18 protein-coding genes are annotated in these 17956 nt (G+C 75.6%); 8 read left to right on the forward strand and 10 right to left on the reverse strand.

The window, feature by feature from the left end; genetic code table 11:
* Window positions 1–67: 67 nt before the first annotated feature.
* On the forward strand, window positions 68–1339 hold the full coding sequence (locus H7K62_RS17475) for a COG4705 family protein (protein ID WP_186720861.1): 1272 nt from the start codon (window positions 68–70) through the stop codon (window positions 1337–1339).
* A gap of 29 nt (window positions 1340–1368) precedes the next feature.
* Here H7K62_RS17475 and H7K62_RS24215 read toward each other — a convergent pair whose 3' ends face one another.
* The 3 genes from H7K62_RS24215 to H7K62_RS17490 form a co-directional block, all read right to left on the reverse strand.
* Entirely contained in the window at window positions 1369–2700 is a 1332-nt protein-coding gene (locus H7K62_RS24215) for a sensor histidine kinase (RefSeq protein WP_186720863.1), read from the reverse strand.
* A 74-nt stretch (window positions 2701–2774) separates the two neighbouring features.
* The gene (locus tag H7K62_RS17485; RefSeq protein ID WP_222437803.1) at window positions 2775–3473 is read right to left on the reverse strand and encodes a response regulator transcription factor; all 699 of its coding nucleotides are present in this window, start codon (window positions 3471–3473) and stop codon (window positions 2775–2777) included.
* A 109-nt stretch (window positions 3474–3582) separates the two neighbouring features.
* Window positions 3583–4635, reverse strand: a complete 1053-nt coding sequence (locus H7K62_RS17490) for a cation diffusion facilitator family transporter (protein ID WP_186721103.1) — start codon at window positions 4633–4635, stop codon at window positions 3583–3585.
* A gap of 61 nt (window positions 4636–4696) precedes the next feature.
* Here H7K62_RS17490 and H7K62_RS17495 point away from each other — a divergent pair, with 61 nt between their 5' ends.
* The 5 genes from H7K62_RS17495 to H7K62_RS17515 all read left to right on the forward strand — a co-directional run bounded on the left by H7K62_RS17495 (window position 4697) and on the right by H7K62_RS17515 (window position 8059).
* Window positions 4697–5179, forward strand: a complete 483-nt coding sequence (locus H7K62_RS17495) for a hypothetical protein (RefSeq protein WP_222437805.1) — start codon at window positions 4697–4699, stop codon at window positions 5177–5179.
* A 124-nt stretch (window positions 5180–5303) separates the two neighbouring features.
* Window positions 5304–6023, forward strand: coding sequence for a ZIP family metal transporter (locus H7K62_RS17500; protein ID WP_186720865.1), 720 nt, complete (start codon window positions 5304–5306; stop codon window positions 6021–6023).
* A 136-nt stretch (window positions 6024–6159) separates the two neighbouring features.
* Complete coding sequence (locus tag H7K62_RS17505; RefSeq protein WP_186720873.1) at window positions 6160–6792, forward strand: DedA family protein; 633 nt, start codon at window positions 6160–6162, stop codon at window positions 6790–6792.
* 25 nt (window positions 6793–6817) lie between these two features.
* A complete protein-coding gene (locus H7K62_RS17510) occupies window positions 6818–7246 on the forward strand; it encodes a hypothetical protein (protein WP_186720875.1) in 429 nt (142 codons plus the stop codon).
* An 84-nt stretch (window positions 7247–7330) separates the two neighbouring features.
* Window positions 7331–8059 carry a DUF305 domain-containing protein gene (locus H7K62_RS17515; protein WP_186720877.1) on the forward strand — a complete coding sequence of 243 codons (729 nt, stop codon included), beginning with the start codon at window positions 7331–7333 and terminating at the stop codon, window positions 8057–8059.
* A 183-nt stretch (window positions 8060–8242) separates the two neighbouring features.
* On the opposite strand, the gene H7K62_RS17520 is transcribed toward H7K62_RS17515, so the two are convergent.
* The 4 genes from H7K62_RS17520 to H7K62_RS17535 all read right to left on the reverse strand — a co-directional run bounded on the left by H7K62_RS17520 (window position 8243) and on the right by H7K62_RS17535 (window position 12693).
* Window positions 8243–8749, reverse strand: a complete 507-nt coding sequence (locus H7K62_RS17520) for a DUF2231 domain-containing protein (protein WP_186720885.1) — start codon at window positions 8747–8749, stop codon at window positions 8243–8245.
* Between the two features lie 233 nt (window positions 8750–8982).
* Window positions 8983–11379: a catalase/peroxidase HPI gene (katG, locus tag H7K62_RS17525; protein WP_186720894.1), complete on the reverse strand. Its 2397-nt coding sequence runs from the start codon at window positions 11377–11379 to the stop codon at window positions 8983–8985.
* 271 nt (window positions 11380–11650) lie between these two features.
* The gene (locus H7K62_RS17530) at window positions 11651–12382 is read right to left on the reverse strand and encodes a VIT1/CCC1 transporter family protein (RefSeq protein WP_186720896.1); all 732 of its coding nucleotides are present in this window, start codon (window positions 12380–12382) and stop codon (window positions 11651–11653) included.
* A 110-nt stretch (window positions 12383–12492) separates the two neighbouring features.
* Window positions 12493–12693 (reverse strand): hypothetical protein, encoded by a 201-nt coding sequence (locus tag H7K62_RS17535; RefSeq protein ID WP_186720898.1) that lies wholly within the window; start codon window positions 12691–12693, stop codon window positions 12493–12495.
* Window positions 12694–12904: 211 nt separating this feature from the next.
* Here H7K62_RS17535 and H7K62_RS17540 point away from each other — a divergent pair, with 211 nt between their 5' ends.
* Complete coding sequence (locus H7K62_RS17540; RefSeq protein ID WP_186720901.1) at window positions 12905–13582, forward strand: response regulator transcription factor; 678 nt, start codon at window positions 12905–12907, stop codon at window positions 13580–13582.
* Window positions 13583–13586: 4 nt separating this feature from the next.
* Window positions 13587–15080, forward strand: coding sequence for a sensor histidine kinase (locus H7K62_RS17545; RefSeq protein WP_186720903.1), 1494 nt, complete (start codon window positions 13587–13589; stop codon window positions 15078–15080).
* Here H7K62_RS17545 and H7K62_RS17550 read toward each other — a convergent pair.
* The 3 genes from H7K62_RS17550 to H7K62_RS17560 are packed head-to-tail and all read right to left on the reverse strand — an operon-like array spanning window position 15064 to window position 17838.
* Window positions 15064–15888 carry an FAD:protein FMN transferase gene (locus tag H7K62_RS17550; protein WP_222437806.1) on the reverse strand — a complete coding sequence of 275 codons (825 nt, stop codon included), beginning with the start codon at window positions 15886–15888 and terminating at the stop codon, window positions 15064–15066. The two genes, H7K62_RS17545 and H7K62_RS17550, sit on opposite strands and share 17 nt — an antisense overlap.
* On the reverse strand, window positions 15885–16421 hold the full coding sequence (locus H7K62_RS17555; RefSeq protein ID WP_186720905.1) for an FMN-binding protein: 537 nt from the start codon (window positions 16419–16421) through the stop codon (window positions 15885–15887). The genes H7K62_RS17550 and H7K62_RS17555 overlap by 4 nt, the downstream gene beginning before the upstream one ends.
* A 7-nt stretch (window positions 16422–16428) precedes the next feature.
* Window positions 16429–17838 carry a ferredoxin reductase family protein gene (locus tag H7K62_RS17560; protein WP_186720912.1) on the reverse strand — a complete coding sequence of 470 codons (1410 nt, stop codon included), beginning with the start codon at window positions 17836–17838 and terminating at the stop codon, window positions 16429–16431.
* Window positions 17839–17956: the final 118 nt, after the last annotated feature.

The raw sequence follows: 17956 nt of genomic DNA on the forward strand, positions 1-17956 counted from the left end.
CGTCTCCGTCCCTCGGCTTCCTCCGCCGTACAGGCGACGTACAGACGACCGCCGCCACCCTCGCGGCATGTCGCCATCCAGCCCCTCCGCGCTCCGGTCGGACGCCTCGACCGGGCGAGCCCTGCTGAACAAGGTCCCCGAGGTCACCGTCTGGTTCTGGATCATCAAGATCCTCTGCACGACGGTCGGTGAGTCCTTCGCGGACTGGATCGACATGACCCTCGGCGTGGGGCTGCTCGCCACGGCCGCCCTGTTCACGGTCGTCCTCGCCGGCGTCCTGGCCTGGCAGTTCCGCACCCGCCAGTACCGGCCGACCCCCTACTGGCTCACCGTCGTGCTGGTCAGCGTCACGGGCACCCTCTACACCGACATCCTCACCGACCAGCTGCAGGTGCCGCTGTGGATCAGCAGCGCCGTCTTCGCCGTGCTGCTGGCCGTGGTCTTCCGGGTCTGGTACGTCCGTGAGGGGACGCTGTCCATCCACGCCATCGACTCCCGTCCGCGGGAGGGGTTCTACTGGCTGACGGTCCTGGTCACCTTCGCCCTGGGCACCGCGGTCGGCGACTGGTTCCTGGAGCTGACCGGCTGGTCCCCGGGTGCCTCGGCACTCCTGCCGGTCGCGCTCATCGCCGTCGTGCTCATCGGGTGGAGGGCCGGGGGTGACGCCGTCCTCGCGTTCTGGCTGGCCTACGTCCTCACCCGTCCGCTGGGGGCCAACCTGGGCGACTTCCTCGCCGGCGCTCCCGCCGACGGCGGGCTGGGGCTGGGCACGCTGTGGACCAGCCTGGTCTTCCTGGCCACCATCGCCGCCGTCGTGGCCTACCTGACCGTGAGCAGGGTCGACGTCGCCACCCCTGCCTCCACGGCCACGCCGAGCACCCGCAGGTCGGCCACTCGGCAGCGCGTGGTGCTGGTCGGGTGGTGCCTGGCCGCCGCTGCGACCGCGGGCGTCCTCGTCGTCGCGAACAGCCACAGGCCCGCCGCGGCAGCCGCCTCGGAGGAGTCCGACGGCGGGTCGGCGCCCGCGGTCTCCTCCGGCGGGCAGGTGCAGGGCACCGTGCAGCTCACCGCCGCTGACACCGCGGCCTTCCGGCAGACGGCTCAGGCCATGCAGAGCGCCGTCACCTCGGGGCAGCAGGCCACAGCCCTCTCCCAGGCCCGCCAGCTCGAGAAGGGCTGGGACGACGCCCAGCCCACCCTGCAGGCGAAGGACCCGCAGGGGTGGACCGTGGTCGACGGCCGCATCGACGCCGTCCTCAAGGCCGTGCGCGCCAGCACGCCGGAACCCGCCCGGGAGGGCCAGGCGCTCACCCAGCTGCTGCAGGTGCTGCCCGCCTGACGTCGCAGACCTTGCTGACCGCGCGAGGGTCAGGCCGCCGGCAGCACCAGGTGGAGCACGCCTCCGCCTGCTGCGCCGGCGGCCTCGGGCACGAGGTCTCCCCCCGCCGTGCGCGCCAGCCGGGCGGCGAGCGCCAACCCCAGGCCGGCCCCCCGGTGCTGCTCGGAGGGCTGCGCGCGAAAGCCCGGCTCCAGCACCCGCGCCACGAGGTCGGCGGGGATGCCGGGACCGTCGTCGACCACGGTGACGCGCACCTGCGCCTCGTCGCGCCGAGCGCTCACGCGCACCGCCGAGCGGGCGTAGCGGCAGGCGTTGTCGACCAGCGGGGACAGGGCCCGCTCGAGCACCGCCGCCTCCACCCCCACCGCCACGGCCGGGTCGACCTCCGCGCGCAGCGACACCCCCTCGACACCGGCTGCGCGCCGCGCCGCCAGCACGCGCTCGACGGCCGGCAGCACCTCGCAGCGCCCCGGGGCCGCGGTCGCCGAGCGGGCGGAGGCGAGCAGGCCCTCCACCACGCCCTCGGCCCGGCGCAGGGCCTGGTGGACCTCGTCGAGGGACTCCCGGCGCTGGGCGTCGCTGCGTCCGGGCGCCCGTGCCCAGTCCAGCTCGGCCCGCATCCCCGCCAGGGGTGTGCGCAGCTCGTGGGAGAGCTCCGCGGTGAGCACCTGCTCGTGGCGCAGCGCCGCCGCGATGCGGTCCAGCAGCGCGTCCAGCGTGCCGGCCAGCGAGGACAGCTCGCGGGGGCGGGGTCCCGGTCCGAGGCGATGGGAGGGGTCGGTGGTGCTCCACGCGTCGACCTGCTCGCTCATGTCGGCGACCGGGCTGAGAGCGCGCGCCACCGCGGCCCGCAGCACCAGGTGGACGCCGACGACGAGCAGCACCGCCAGGACGGCGACGGCGGTCACCGCCAGCTCCCGCAGCTGCTGGTAGGGCACGAGGGAGGCGGCCGTGACGACCGCGGCGACGGGGCGGCCGCCGGAGTCGTGCACGGGCAGCCCCAGCAGACGGGTGGGGGCGTCGGCGTCGACGGTGTCCAGCACCTCGCCGTCGGTGCTGAGCACCCTCGCCGCCAGCGAGACCGCCCGCGGCGGTGCCGCGGTCCCGGCGCCCACCCCCTCCACCAGGGCGCCGCCGGGGGCGAGGACCCAGGTGTCGGTGTCCAGCGCCTGGTCGTCGGGCCCCTCCAGCACGGTGAGACCACCGCCCGCGCCCACGCGGACGGTGGCGGTGACCGCCTGCGCGCGGGCCCGCAGGGCGTCGTCGGCCGAGCGGTCGAGGGCCACGCCGACCACGAGGACGGCGACCACGCCCAGCACCACCATCCACGCCGCGACGACGAGCGTGGCCGACCAGGCCACCGAGCTGCGCAGGCTCCGCGCACGCCACCACGCGGCCGCGGCAGCGTGGTGGACGCGCCCGGGGACCCGTCCGCTCATTCGAAGCGGTAGCCGATGCCGTGCACGGTGTGGATGGCGCTGCTCCCGCCGGAGGCCGCCTCGACCTTGCGCCGCAGGCGGGAGATGTACTGGTCGAGCACGTTGTCCGAGACCGCCGCGCCGGCGGACCACCCGGCCACGGCCAGCGCGCGGCGCCGCAGCGCCTCGCCGGGGGCGTTCATCAGGGGCGCCAGCACCCGGTACTCCGTGGGCGTGAGCGACTGGTCCTCACCGCCCGGTGCGGCGAGCAACCGCAGGTTGACCGGGTCGAGCCGGACGCCGGTGACCTCGCGCGGTGGCGCGCTACCGGCGCGGCGCACGAGGGCCCCGGTGCGCACGAGGAGCTCCCGGGTGTCGAAGGGCTTGGGCAGGTAGTCGTCCCCGCCGGCGGTGAAGCCCGACAGGCGGTCATCCACCTGGCCGCGGGCTGTGAGGAAGAGCACGGGGGTGGTGATGCCGCGGGCGCGGACTGCAGCGCACACGTCCCGTCCGTCGGCGTCCGGCAGGCCGATGTCCAGCACGACCGCCGAGAAGTCGCAGTCCGGCCCGTCACCGACGGCCTCGAGCGCTTCCAGGCCCGTTCCGACGGCGGTCACGCGCGCGTGCACCTCCTGCAGGGCGCGGCTGATGGCCCGCCGCAGCAGCGCGTCGTCCTCCACGAGGAGCACCGCGGCCCCCTCGGTGCCGATGCTCACCGGTCCTCGTCGCTCCCCGTCGGTCCTCGTCGGTCCTCGTCGTCCTGCCAGTGTGACGCAGCACTGCTGTCGCCCCACGGCGACGAGGCCGCGTCCCCGATCGTGACGCTCAGCTCGCCCTGACAGGTGCGGCCCCGCCGAGGCCCCGGCCTCTGGCGGCTTGGTGGGCCGGGTAGGCGTGCACGGTGGCGCGGGTGAGCTTGCGCACGGAGTGCGTGAGGTCGTGCTCGGCGCCGTGCGCGACCGCGTGGGCCTCGGCCAGCGTCAGGTCCGGGTCGACGTCGAGGTCGGCCTCCGCGACGAGCTCGTGGCCGACCCACCGCATCCGCACCGATCGCACCGACCGCACCCCGGGGCGCGCGCCGAGCGCGCGCTCGGCGGTCTCCACCAGCGCGGGGTCCACGCCGTCCATGAGCCGGCCCAGCACGTCGCGGGCAGCGCCCCACAGCACCGCCACGATCGCCACGGTGATGACCAGCCCGACCACCGGGTCGGCCAGGGGGAAGCCGAGCGCCACCCCGCCGGCACCGACCAGGACCGCCAGGGAGGTGAAGCCGTCGGTGCGGGCGTGCAGGCCGTCGGCGACCAGCGCGGCCGACCCGATGCGGCGTCCCACGCGGATGCGGTACAGCGCCACCGCCTCGTTGCCGAGGAAGCCGACCAGTCCGGCAGCAGCCACCCAGCCCAGGTGCTCGATGGGCTGCGGGTCCAGCAGGCGCCGCACGGCCTCGTACGCGGCGACCACCGCGGACAGGGCGATCATCGCCAGCACGAACAGGCCGGCGAGGTCCTCGGCGCGGCCGTAGCCGTAGGTGAAGCGCCGGGTGGCCGCGCGCCGCGACAGCGCGAACGCGATCCACAGCGGCACCGCGGTGAGTGCGTCGGAGAGGTTGTGGATGGTGTCGGCGAGCAGGGCCACCGAGCCGGAGGCGGCCACGATGACGGCCTGCAGCAGGGCGGTCAGGCCGAGCACCACCAGGGAGGTCCGCACGGCGCGGATCCCCGCGCTGCTGCCCTCCAGGGCGTCGTCGATGGAGTCGGCGGCGTCGTGGCTGTGCGGCGCGAAGATCCCCTGGAGCACGCCTCGGACCCCGCTGGCGTGCTCGTGGTCGTGGTGCTCGTGGTCGTCGTGGCCGTGGTGGGCGGCCGGCTCCTCATGAATCCGCTTATCTTCGAACACGTGCAGATACTGGCACACCGAGGACGACGACGAGGGGACGCACGTGGCCAGACGAGGTCGGCGCGGCGACGGCGGAGCGGAGCGGCGCGCAGGGGTCCTCGCACCGCAGGACACCCTGGTCGTGGTGTGCCGGGGCGGGGAGTGCGGCAGTCGCAGCAAGCACCCCGGGGTCGACCACGCGGACCAGCTGCGCAGGATCCGCGCCGCCGCCGACACCGCCACAGCCGCGGCCACAGCCACCGGAGGGCGGGCTGACGTGGCTGTCAGCAGCTGCCTCGACGCGTGCGAGCGCTCGAACGTCGTCGTCGTCGTGCCGGGGGCGCGGGACCGGGCTGACGGGGTCACCCCGGTGTGGGTGGGACCCGTGCTGCAGGAGGACGCCACCGAGGACCTGGCCGGGTGGCTCCTCGCCGGCGGCCCGTCGACCCCGGCGCCGCCCCTGGTCGACATCCTCGCGTTCCAGCCCACCAGGACGAGCCGTCGGGAGCTGGAGGAGCCGGGGACCCTGTCGGGCCGGGCGCGCTGAGCCACGCGCGCGGACGTCCCGGCGCGCGGTCGGTGGACGGTCCCGCCATGCTGCGCCAGCCACCCCGCCGCTCCCGGCTCGCACCACGCCCCGCAGCACGACCCCGACACGCAGAGGACCGACGATGCTGACCGCAGCGCTCGCGCTCACCACCATCCCCGTGCTCGCCGCGCTCGTCTCGGGCGTCGTCGCGGTCATCCGGCGGCCGGGGGTGCGGCTGACCAGCGCGCTGCAGCACTTCGCCGCGGGCGTCGTCTTCTCGGCGGCGGCGATCGAGCTGCTGCCCCCGGTGCTCGAGCGCTCACCGCTGGTGGCCGTCAGCGGCTTCGCCGCCGGGGTCGTCGTCATGTTCGGCTTCCGCAAGCTCGGCGACGTCATCTCGGCCCGGCGGGAGGCGCGCGGCGCGGTCGGCCTCCCGGTGGGCCTGGCGGTCGCGACCGGGATCGACTTCCACATCGACGGGGTCATCCTCGGCGCGGGCTTCGCGGCCAGCAGCAGCGTGGGCGTGCTGCTCACGGTCGCGCTCGCGGTCGAGTACCTCTTCGTCGGCCTGTCGCTGTCGGCGACGCTCCCCGCGTCCGTGCCGCGGCGCGTGGTGGCGCTGGCGCCGGCCGCGCTCGCGCTGCTGACCGTGGCCGGCACGGCGGTCGGGGTGCTGCTGCTCGGCGACGCCTCCCCCGTCGTCCTCTCCGGCGTGCTGGCGTTCGGGGCCGTCGCGTTCATGTACCTCGCCACCGAGGAGCTCCTCGTCGAGGCGCACGAGCGGGGTGAGACCAGCCTCGGCAGCGTCGGGTTCTTCGTCGGCTTCCTGGTCTACCTGGTGCTCGGCGAGCTCGTCGGCTGACCGCACCGCGAGCGTCATCCGCACGACAGGCAGCCCGCCTAGCGTCGTCGGTGGACGGTGCCCCCGCCCCCCCTGGGGGCACCGTCCACCGACACCCGCTCGCGACCGCTCGCCCCACCCGGAGGAGGCGCCGACCGTGCTCGACCCCCTGCTCGGCCAGCTCACCTCCCTGGCGCCGCTGTGGGTGTACCTCGTCGCCGCCGGCCTCGTCTTCGTCGAGGACGCCGTCTTCGTCGGCTTCCTCGTGCCCGGTGAGACCGCCGCCGTGCTCGTCGGCGTCGACGCCTCCCGCGGGCACGTCGAGCTGGTCCTCGCGGTCGCCGCCGTGGTGCTGGCGGCGGTGCTCGGCGACAGCGCCGGCTACGAGGTGGGCCGTCGCTGGGGAGGCAGGCTGCTGCGCACCCGCCTGCTGCAGCGCCGCAGGCCCCAGCTCGACGCCGCCGCCGCGCGCCTGGCGGACCGGGGTGGCTCGGCGGTGCTGGCGGGCCGGTTCTTCGCCTTCGGGCGCGCCGCGATGCCCGCGCTGGCCGGCGCCTCCCGCATGCCCTACCGCCGCTTCCTGGCCTGGAACGGCCTGGGCGGGCTGGTCTGGGGCACGGCGGCCGTGCTGGTCGGCTACCTCGCCGGCGACTCCTACCGCGCCGTCACCGACAGGGTCGGCCCGGTCGCTGCCGGGTTGCTCGCCGTCGTCGTCCTCGCCCTCGTGGTGCGGCACCGCCTGCGCCAGCGGCGGCACCGCGCGCCCGGGACCTCCGGCCCTGCGCTCTGATACCCCCACGGGGTATCTTTGACGGGTGAGGACGTGGGGGTGCGCCGTGCGGCGCCTGCGCTCGGCGCGGTCCGCACTCCCCCTCGTGCTGCTCGTCGCGGCCCTCACGGCCCTCATGCACGCGAGCCCCGCGCACGCGTGCGAGAGCGCGGCGCCCACTGCGGAGATGGCCCACCCGGCGGCGCACCACGCGATGGACCCGGCGCAGCCCACCAGCGGCGCGCAGGCCTCCGCCGCACCGGCACCGGGATCGCCGGTGGACGACGACGACGCGGGCCAGCACTGCACGTCCGCGTCCCCGCCCCAGGCACCCGTGCTGAGCGCCGGAGCCCTGGTCACCACCGTCCCGGTGGCCGCGCCGGACGCAGCCCGCCCGGTGGTGCGCGCACCCTCCACCGCAGACCGCGGCCCACCCACCGCCCCGCGCCCGCTCCTCTGCGTCTGGCGGGTCTAGGCCGGACGCCCAGCGCCACCCCGTGCACCCGCACCGGGGTCGCGCCGACGCGTCCCCCGACCCGCCACGCCCCAGGAGTCCCCCATGACCAGCACCACCGCGCGCACCACCGCCCGCACGTCCGCCCGTGTCGCCGCAACCCTCGGGGCCGCAGCGCTCGCCGTCTCCCTGGCCGCCTGCGGCTCGTCCTCCGACGGCCGGTCCGCCGGCTCGATGGGCGGGATGGGCGGGATGGGTCACGGCGCGTCGCCGTCGGCGTCCCCGTCAGCGTCGTCGCCCTCGTCCTCAGCGGCGGGGCAGCACGACAGCGCCGACGTCACCTTCGCCCAGCAGATGGTCGTCCACCACCAGGGCGCGATCGCCATGGCGGACCTCGCCGCGGACCGCGCCGGTGACCAGCGCGTCAAGGACCTCGCCGCCCGCATCCGCGCCGCCCAGGCGCCCGAGATCGACCAGATGACCGGCTGGCTCCAGGCCTGGGGCGAGCCGACCGCGGCGGCCGCCGCGAGCGGCAAGGGCGGGATGAGCGGGATGAGCGGCATGCACCACGGAGACGGCGGCTCGGCCATGGGCAGTGACACGGGCATGATGACCGACGAGCAGAGGGGCCAGCTGTCGGCGGCCTCGGGCGCGGCCTTCGACCGCCTGTTCCTGCAGATGATGGTGGTCCACCACCAGGGCGCCGTGGCGATGTCGCAGCAGGAGCAGGCCTCCGGCTCCTCCTCCGAGGCGAAGGCGCTGGCCGCCTCGATCGTCACGTCCCAGACCGCGGAGATCGCCGAGATGCAGCAGCTGCTGGCCGACCTCGGCTGAGCGCGGGAGAGGCCCTGCCGGACGCCCGGCAGGGTCTCTCCTCAGCACGTGGCCAGATACCTCGGGCGATGTGCCCCTTCAGCGTGACCAGGTGACTACGCGCAAGGGGCCGATCCTCCGAGGCTGCACTACCCGCTCTCGAGCACCGGCATCCAACCTGCTGAGGAGACCCCCCACACGCCCTCAGTCGCCGTCGCCCTGAGCACCCGCCGCGGGGGCCGAGGTGGTCATCTGGTCCTTCCAGACCGCCTTCGCCCCGGAGTCACCGACGCGGTAGACCTGCACGCCGCTGGCCAGCGCCGCTACCACGGCCAGACCGGCCACCACGGTCAGCGCCCGGGAGGGCCGGCGCGGGCCAGACCCGGAGGCCCGCAGCTGCTGGCGCTGCAGCCACCACAGCGCCACGGCCAGCAGCGCCAGGGGGGCGGCGAACCACAGCAGCTGGTCGCCCAGCTCGGCGTGCGCGCCGGGGTCGCCCACGCGGTGCTCGAGCGCCTCGCCGCTGCTGGTGGCCACGGGGCACAGCACGGTGCCGACGACGGCGACGAGCGCGTTCAGGCCGGAGTAGCGGGCGCGCCAGCGCGGGACGGCCGCCACGGCGATGGTGCCCAGCACGGCCAGGGGCAGCAGGACGACGACGGCGTGCACGACCAGCGGGTGCACGGGAAGGCCGTTGAAGGTGTCGAACACGGGCTCTCCTCGGGGGAACGGGGCCAGCGGGCCGGACGGCGCTCCGGAGCGTCGACGGCACTGGTGCCCGCGAGGGGAGACCGCGCCGCATCGTCTGCATCGGCAGACCTGGGCCGCAGCCTGACCGCCGTGCATGACGTGCGCATGACGACCGCGCGACGGGCCGCACGACGGATCGCCCGGCGGGCCGGAGGGAGCTCCCCCGGCCCGCCGGGACGGTCACCCGCGGGTGGTCAGCGGGCGGCCGCCGCGGGCACGCGGGGGGTCGGCGCGGTGGACGGGTCGACGTCGTAGCGGTCGGCCATCATGACCTTGTCCCACACGGCCACGAAGTCCCGCACGAAGCGCTCGGCGCCGTCCCGGGAGGCGTAGACCTCGGCGACGGCGCGCAGCTGCGCGTTGGCACCGAAGACGAGGTCGTTGCGGGTGGCGGTGTGCACCTGGACGCCGGTCTCGCGGTCGTCGAGGGTGAACCGGGTGGACCGTCCGCCCTCGCCGTCGGCGGTGCCCCACTGGAAGTCCATGCTCGTGAGCGTGGTGAAGAAGTCGGTGGTCAGGGCGCCCACGCGCTCGGTGAACACGCCGTGGGCGGAGCCGTCGTGGTTGCAGCCGAGCACGCGCAGGCCGCCGGTGAGCACCACCCACTCCGGCGCGGTGAGCCCCAGCAGGGCGGCCTGGTCGAGGAAGAACCGCTCGGGGGCCACGTCCGTGACGCTGGCGAGGTCGTCCTGCTCGTAGTTGCGGAACCCGTCGACCACCGGCGCGAGCCACTGGAACTGCGCGACGTCCGTCTGGTCCTGGGTGGCGTCGACGCGGCCGGGCGTGAACGGCACCCGGGTGGTGACGCCCGCCGCCGCGGCGGCGTCCTCCACCGCGACGCACCCGGCCAGCACCACGGCGTCCGCCAGGCTGACGCGCGCACCACCGTCGGCGGCGGAGGCGTTGAACTCCGCGACGACGTCGCGCAGGGCGGCGACCACCGGCACCGTGCGGCGGTTGACCGCCCAGTCCTTCTGCGGCGCCAGCGCGATGCGGGCGCCGTTGGCGCCACCGCGCTTGTCGGACTCGCGGTGGGTCACCGCCGAGGAGAACGCCGTGAAGGCCAGGTCGGAGGCCGACAGGCCGGTGGCCCGCACGGCCTGCTTGAGGCGCTCCACGTCCGCCTCGGAGACCACCGGGTGCTCCCGGGCCGGCAGCGGGTCCTGCCAGATGAAGTCCTCCGCGGCCACGTCCGGGCCGAGGTAGCGCGACTTCGGGCCCATGTCGCGGTGGGTGAGCTTGTGCCAGGCCTTGGCGAACTCGTCGGTGAAGTAGTCGAAGTCGGCCAGGAACCGCTCGCAGACCTCCCGGTAGACCGGGTCCACCTTGAGGGCGATGTCGCTGGTCATCATCATCAGCGCGTGGTCGACGCCCGGGCGGTGGGCGTCGGGGGTGCGCGGCGCCGAGGCGTCCTTCGGCGTCCACTGCAGCGCGCCGGCGGGGCTGCGGGTCTGCTCCCACTCGTACGCGAAGAGGTTCTTCAGGTAGTCGTTGTCCCACTGCGTGGGGTTCGGCGTCCAGGAGCCCTCGATGCCGTTGGTCATGGTGTGCTCGGCGTTGCCGGACCCCACGGGGTTGTGCCACCCCAGGCCCATCGCCTCCAGCGGGGCGATCTCCGGGGGCGCGCCGATCTGGTCGGCCGGCACCGCGCCGTGGCTCTTGCCGAAGGCGTGACCACCGGCGATGAGCGCGACCGTCTCGACGTCGTTCATGGCCATCCGGCCGAAGGTGATGCGGATGTCCACCGCGGACGCCGCCGGGTCGCCGTTGGCGTTGGGCCCCTCGGGGTTGACGTAGATGAGCGCCTGGTGGGAGGCGGCCAGCGGCTGCTGCAGCTCGTAGCCGGGCTCGCCCGGCTCCGTGCTCCACCGCCCGCTGCGGTCCACCATGTCGTCGTAGGAGCCGGGGTCGGTCATGTCGAGGTGCTCCGGGCCCCAGTAGGTGGCGTCGTCCGCCTCCCAGGCGTCCCGGCGACCCCCGCCAAAACCGATGGTCGGGAAGCCCATGACCTCCAGCGCGCAGTTGCCGGTGAGGATCATGAGGTCGGCCCAGGACAGCGCCGCGCCGTACTTCTGCTTGATGGGCCACAGCAGGCGGCGCGACTTGTCGGTGTTGCCGTTGTCCCACCAGCTGCTGATCGGCGCGAAGCGCTGCAGCGCCTGGCCGGCGCCGCCCCGCCCGTCGGCGATGCGGTAGGTGCCGGCGGCGTGCCAGGCCATGCGGATCATCTGCGGCGCGTAGTTGCCGTAGTCCGAGGGCCACCACGAGACCGACGTGGTGAGCAGGGCGGTGATGTCGGCCTTGAGCTCGTCCAGGTCGATGGTGGCGAAGGCGGCCGGGTAGTCGAGGTCGGCCAGGGGGTCGGCCGCCGCGCCGTCGCGGTGCAGCTGCTCGACGCGCAGCCGGTCGGGATACCAGTCCGAGAGCGTGGGCGGCGTGGTCTGCGCGCCGCCGATCGTGCTGCCCCCGAAGGGGCACTTGCCCTCGAGGACGTCGTCGTAGGTGGTGTAGCCCGTGGCCTGCGCCGCGGTGCCGGCCGTGCCGGCGGTGCCGGCGGACCCGGCGGCGTGCTGGGGAGGGTTGGTGGTCATGGCTCGCGACCTCTCGACAGAGCGGGGCGGCAGGGCCTCTGCTCACGGGCGCCGCAGCACTGCGCGCGGGTGCAGCGAGACGGAGGCACGACCGCGTCCCCGGACCAGCTGCTGTCCCGCGGAGCACCTCCTCCGCCCCCTCGGCGGAGGTGGTCGAGGCCCCCGACCTACCACCGCTTCGATCGTAAGTCGGCCCCGACCGATCCGCCGCCCGGAGGGATCTGCGCAGGTCACGGGCCTGCGCAGATCCCTGATGACGCTCAGACGGCGGTCAGACGGCGGTGCCCACCAGCGAGCCGATGAAGTACGTGACGGCCATGGCCACCGCGCCGCCGGCCACCGTGCGCAGCACCGCCCGCTGGGCGTTGGCGCCGCCCAGGCGCGCGCTCACGGCTCCGGTGATGGCCAGGGCCACCAGCACCGCCACCACGGTGGCCGCCACCTGCGCGGGCGCGGGGATCAGCAGCGCCGCCAGCAGCGGCAGCAGCGCCCCCACCGTGAAGGACAGCATGGAGGCCCACGCCGCCTGCCAGGGCTTGACCACCTCGTCCGGGTCCATGTTGAGCTCGGCCTCGGCGTGCGCGCGCAGCGCGTCCTTCTCCGTCAGCGCCACCGCCACCTGGTGGGCGAGGTCGGCCGGGATGCCCTTGGCCTGGTAGATCGCGGCGAGCTCCTCCAGCTCCTGCTCGGGCATCTCGGCCAGCTCGCGCCGCTCCAGCGCGAGGAGCGCGGTCTGGGTGTCCTTCTGGGTGCTCACCGAGACGTACTCGCCCACGGCCATCGACAGCGCGCCCGCCACCAGGCCGGCGCTGCCGGCGGTGAAGAGCACGCCGCGGTCCGTGGTCGCGCCGATGACGCCCAGCACGATGCCGGCCACCGACACGATGCCGTCGTTGGCGCCCAGCACGCCGGCGCGCAGCCAGTTGAGGCGGTCGCCGACGCCGCGGTGCAGCGCCGGTTCCGGCGTGGAGAGGGCGTCGTCCGGGGGTGCGTCGTGGGTCATGGGATCCAGTGTGCTCGTGCCCCCCACCAGGGCATCTCGTGAGGCGGACCTTCCGAAGGGCCGCCTCGCCTCACCCGCGGGGCCCGCGGTCGGTGGTCAGCAGCCAGTGCTCAGTGGTGCACCGGTGGCCCCTGGACCACCACGCCCAGCACCACCGGCGGCCCGGACCCCCGGAGCGCGCGGCGCCGCGCCGCCGCCCGGCGCGCCCGCGTGCGCGCCACGACGATGGCCAGCACCAGCAGCACGCAGACCTCCACCAGCGCGCCGGTGGCGAGCAGGAGGACCTGGTCGAGGGTGAGGCCCAGGGGCACGGCGGAGGCTCCTCGCTCAGACGGGACGGCAGGGGCGGTGTAGGGCGGTGTGGGGTGGTGCCGCGTGGAGCGGTCGCCGCGATCGTCGGCCCCCGGGGGGCGTCTCCCCACCGGGCTGCACCCGGACGGGTGCCGCCGGTGTGCGATGGTCACGCGACGTCACCGTGACGGAGCAGCGTGACGGGCTTGTCGACCGGGGGGCGGGTGCGCGGTGCGGGTGCTGGTGGTGGAGGACGAGCAGCGCCTGGCTGCCCTGCTGGTGCAGGTGCTCACCGAGGAGGGCTGGACCGCGACGGCGGTGCACGACGGCGCCGCCGGTCTGGCGGCGGCACGCGCCGGCGGGGTGGACCTGGTGGTGCTCGACTGGATGCTGCCCGACCTCGACGGGCCCGCGGTGCTCCAGGCGCTGCGCGCGGAGGGCCACGCCGTGCCGGTGCTCGTGCTCACGGCCCGCACGGCCCTGGAGGACCGCGTCACCGCGCTGGACGTCGGCGCTGACGACCACCTCGCCAAGCCCTTCGAGGTGGCCGAGCTGCTGGCCCGCCTGCGGGCGCTGCACCGCCGCGCCACCCCCTCGGTGGTGGCGGCGCAGCGCGCGGGGGACCTCGTGGTGGACCCCGAGACGCGGCGGGTCTTCCGCGGTCCCACCGAGGTCGCGCTGACCACCCGCGAGTTCGACATCCTCGCCCTGCTGCTGCGCGAGGCCGGCCGGACGGTGAGCCGGTACCGGATCCTCGACGAGGTGTGGGACGGCGACACCGACATCTCCAGCAACGTCATCGACGTCCACGTGGGGCGGCTGCGCGGCAAGATCGACGGCCCGTTCGGGCGCAGCGCCGTCCAGACGCTGCGCGGGGTCGGCTACCGCCTCGACCCCGCCGGTGGCTGAGCCGGTGGCTCGCCGACTCCCCCGCCTGGTGGGGACCCGCCTGCAGCGGCTGCCGCTGCGCACCCGGCTGGTGGCGGGCTTCGCCGTCGTCATGGCCGTGGTGCTGAGCACCGGCGGGGCGTTCATCTTCTGGCGGGTGGACGTGGCGCTGGACCGCCGCGTCAACGGCGACCTGCGCGCGGAGTCGGCTGAGCTCGCGCCGCTGGTGCAGCCCGACGGGTCTGTCGACACCGGCGACCGCGACGACGGCGAGGCGCTGTCCGAGCACCAGGTGCTGGACGCCTCCGGCCGGGTGCTCTCCGCGGGCGGCGCCGTCGGCGCCACCCCGCTGCTCCCCGGCGACGCGGTGCGGTCAGCGCTGGCCGGTCCGCTGTTCTACGACGTCGGCTCCCCGCTGCCGCTGGACGACCGTCCGCTGCGCCTGTACGCCGTGCCGCTGGCCGAGCAGCGCAGCTCGGGTGCGGCGGCCGTGCTCGTCGTCGCCACGAGCCGGGCCGCCAGCGACGAGGCGCTGCGGGAGCTGCTCGCGCAGCTGGCCGTGGTGGGCCTCACCACGCTGGTGCTCACCACGCTGGTGGGCGACCGGCTGGCGCTGCTCGCGCTGCGCCCGGTGGAGGAGTACCGCGCGCAGGCCCTGGCGGTGGCCGCCGGCGAGCCCGGCGTGCGCCTGGACGTGCCACCGGACCGCGACGACGAGGTCACGCGCCTGGGACACACCCTCAACGACATGCTCACCGCCCTGGACGCCGCGATGGCGCGCGAGCGCCGCTTCGTGCAGGACGCCAGCCACGAGCTGCGCACGCCGCTGACGCTGCTGCGCACCCGCGTGGAGCTGGCCCGCCGCCGCCCGCGCACCCGCGAGGAGCTCGAGGCGGTGCTGGCCGAGCTCGACGTCGACCTCACCGACCTGCAGGCCCTCGCCCAGCAGCTGCTCGACCTCAGCGTGGCCGCCCCCGCTCCCGACTCCCCCGTGGACCTGGCCGCGGTGGTCGACGACGTCGCGGGCCTGTCGGGCACGGGCGCCGACGGCCTGCCCGAGCGCTGGGAGGCGGTCGTCGACGACGACGCGCGGCCGGCGCCCGTGCTCGTGAGCGAGCGCACCGTGCGGCAGGTCGTCTTCAACCTCCTGGGCAACGCCGCGCGCCACGGCGGGCCGCACGCGTCCGTGCGGCTGGCCGCGGCCGGGCCGGGGGTGGTGGCCCTGACGGTCACCGACGACGGCCCGGGGATGCCCGCGGACTTCCTGCCCACGGCGCTGCTGCGCTTCTCCCGCTCCGCGGACGCCCGCGAGCGCCCCGGGTCGGGCCTGGGCCTGTCGGTGGTGGAGGAGCTGGTGGCCGCTGCCGGCGGCGAGCTGCGGCTGTGCTCGCGGGGCGCCCACCACCGCACGGGAGACCGCTTCGACGCGCCGTGCTCCCACCCGGTGGCGGGGACCACCGCCGCGGTGCTGCTCCCCCTGACCCCGGCTGCGCCGCCTCCCGTCACGCCGGCGAGCTGACCAGCACCGGGACGGGCTCGACCACCGTCGTCGTCCCGTCCTCCCACACCACCAGGCCAGAGCGGCCGGGGCGGCGCGCCAGCCACGCGGCCGCGCCGGGGCCCTGGGCGTAGGCGGCGGTCGCGTCGACGTCCGCGGTGGTCAGGGAACCGGCCACCACCGTCACCGAGGCGACGCCGCTCGGCGCGAGCCCGGTGCGGGCGTCCACGAGGTGCTGCCCGCGGTGGGCGGTGCCGGAGGTGGCCACCGCGCCGGTGAAGACGGGGACGACGGCGAGGACGCCGGTCGGGTCGCGCGGGTCCTCCACGCCGACGCGCCACGGCTGGCCGTCCGGGTCCGCGGTCAGGCAGGTCATGTCCCCGCCCGCGGACAGGCAGTGGTCGGTCTCCGGGAGCGCGCGCAGCGCGGCCGCGGCCCGCTCCACGGCCCACCCCTTGACCACGCCGCTGGGGTCCAGCCGGCGGCGCCCGTCCGGGCCGGGCAGGTGGGCGCTGAAGGCGCCGCCGGAGTCGCGCTCGGCCCGCTCGGCCAGGTCGAGGACCTCGGCGATCTCGGGCGGGCAGTCGGCCAGCGACACCTCGCCGCGGTCGAGGCGGCTCACCCACGAGTCGTCGCGGTAGGTGCTGAAGACGGCGTCGGCCCACCGCAGCTCGCTCATGACAGCGCGCCAGGCGTCGTGCGCGGCGGCGTCGGCGGTGTGGCGACCGCGCAGCGCCAGGCTGACCGGCATCCCCATGACGTGCTCGACGTACCGCACGAGCTCCCGGGCCGGCTCGCGGGCCGGCTGGTGGGCCGGCCGCGCGGTCACGCGATCCCCGCCTGGTCGAGGGCGCTCTGCAGGGACCTGGTGTAGCCGTCGCTGGTGTAGGTGGCGCCGCTGACCATGTCGATCTGCGCGCTCTGCGCGGACAGGGTCTCGCTGACGAGGATCGGCAGCGCGCGGGCGTTGATCTCCTGGTCCCTGCCGTTGCTGTCGGGGCGCTGCAGCACGTCGACGGCGGTGACCTTCCCGCCGGTCACCGTCAGCTGCACCTGCACCGGTCCGTAGCGGGTCGGCACCGCCTGGCCGGTGACCGTGGTGGCCGCTGTGCTGCTGGAGGCGCTGGTGGACGTGCTGGTGGAGGTGCTGCTGGTCGCGCTGCTGCTCGCGCCCGTCGTCCCCGTCGTCGTCCGGGTGGCCGACCCCGAGGTGGTCCCCGTGGCGGGGGCGGCTGCGGCGGAGGCCTGCTCGGTGGAGGTGTGGTAGCCGAACAGCAGCACCAGGACGCTCAGGCTGCTCATGCCCCAGACCACGTTGCGGCGGGCCGCGCGGGTGTCGTGGCGGTCGTGCGAGGAGGTCATCTGTCCATCACCATCCGAAGCTCTCGACGTGGGTGTTCTCGGGGGGCAGTCCCGCGGCGCGGGCGCTGGCGACCACGTCGCGGGCCCACTCCTCGGGGCCGCAGACGAACAGGTCGCGCTCGGCGATGTCGGGCACCCACTGCAGGAGCGCCGCGGTGTCGCTCACCGGAGCGATGCCGTCACCGAGCCACGAGCCGGGCGCGCGGCGCCGTCCGGGCATCCACACCACCTCCAGGCCGCGCCGGTCGGCGAGGGCCTGCAGCTCGCGCTCGAACAGCGCCTGCCCCTTGTAGCGGTGCACGAGCACCACCTCACCGGGGGCGTAGTCGAGGCCCTCGGCGAGCGCGCGCAGCGGGGTCACCCCCACGCCGGCGCCGATGAGCGCCACCTTCCGGCGGGTGCGGGCGCGGGCGCTGAGCCGCCCGTAGGGGCCCTCCACCAGCACGCGGGTGCCGGGTCGCAGGCGGCGCAGGCCGCGGCTGCCGTCGCCCACCTCCTTGACGGAGATGCGCAGAGAGCGGCCGTCCGGCGCGGCCGAGAGCGAGTACGGGTGCCCGCGGGTCCAGCCGGCGCCGGACAGGAAGCGGAAGGTGAAGAACTGCCCGGCCTCGGCGGCCAGGCCTGCGGCGCGGCGGGCGGTCATGTGCACCGAGACCACGCCGTCGCCCTCGTCCACCACGGACGAGACGCGCAGGCGGTAGCGGGCGCTGCGCCACAGCGGGAGGGCGAGGCGCCACACGACCACGCTGCCGGCGCAGGCGGTCCACAGGCCCCACCAGAACACCGTGCGGGCGGTAGACGCGAGGAAGTCCTGGCCGGTCCACAGCTGGTGCGGCAGGGCCAGGCCGACCCCGGCGTAGGCGTACAGGTGCAGCAGGTGCCAGGACTCGTACCGCAGCCGCTTGCGGGCGGCCTTGACGCTGGTCACCACCACCATGACCAGGCACGCGGTGCCGGCGGCGGCCAGCAGCATCCCCGGGTAGCTGACGGTGAGGTCCCACAGCGTGCCCGGCACAGCGCCCAGCTCCCCGGCCGCGTAGCCCCACGTGATGAGCCCGACGTGGGCGAGCATCGCCGTGAACGACGTGAAGCCGACCAGGCGGTGGGTGCGGGCGAGCCGCTCCTGCCCGAAGGCCTTCTCCACCACGGGCACGCGGGCCATGAGCAGCACCTGCAGGAGCAGCAGGTCCGAGGCCAGCAGACCGGTCAGGCGTCCCAGCGAGGTGAGGCCGTCGGCCCACCCGGCCAGGCCCTGCACGCCGCCACCGGTGACCCACCAGTACGTGACCAGCAGCAGGCTGCCCCACACGCCCGCGAGCACGCCGAGGCGCACGCGGGCGTCCCACTGCGCGCGCCGGCCGATGTCCACGCGGGTGCGCTGGGCGCCGGGCGCCAGCCACGTCTGCAGCGCGCTCATGCGAGCACCCCGCTCGCGGAGCCGGTGGCCGGGAGGCACGGGCTGGTCGAGCTCGTCGGTCTGGTCACGGACCCTCCACTCTCATCGTCGAGGACGAGCGTGGAGGGCCCCCGTCAGC

This window comes from Quadrisphaera sp. RL12-1S, from assembly GCF_014270065.1.
In the GTDB taxonomy this organism is placed as follows: Bacteria; Actinomycetota; Actinomycetes; order Actinomycetales; family Quadrisphaeraceae; genus Quadrisphaera.

What these genes read in the sequence shown, in the direction of transcription:
- katG (WP_186720894.1), bottom strand. Translation starts at nt 11,379, where the DNA reads ATGACCACCAACCCTCCCCAGCACGCCGCCGGGTCCGCCGGCACCGCC.
- H7K62_RS17530 (WP_186720896.1), bottom strand. Translation starts at nt 12,382, where the DNA reads ATGACCCACGACGCACCCCCGGACGACGCCCTCTCCACGCCGGAACCG.
- H7K62_RS17555 (WP_186720905.1), bottom strand. Translation starts at nt 16,421, where the DNA reads ATGACCTCCTCGCACGACCGCCACGACACCCGCGCGGCCCGCCGCAAC.
- H7K62_RS17560 (WP_186720912.1), bottom strand. Translation starts at nt 17,838, where the DNA reads ATGAGCGCGCTGCAGACGTGGCTGGCGCCCGGCGCCCAGCGCACCCGC.
- H7K62_RS17500 (WP_186720865.1), top strand. Translation starts at nt 5,304, where the DNA reads ATGCTGACCGCAGCGCTCGCGCTCACCACCATCCCCGTGCTCGCCGCG.
- H7K62_RS17475 (WP_186720861.1), top strand. Translation starts at nt 68, where the DNA reads ATGTCGCCATCCAGCCCCTCCGCGCTCCGGTCGGACGCCTCGACCGGG.
- H7K62_RS17515 (WP_186720877.1), top strand. Translation starts at nt 7,331, where the DNA reads ATGACCAGCACCACCGCGCGCACCACCGCCCGCACGTCCGCCCGTGTC.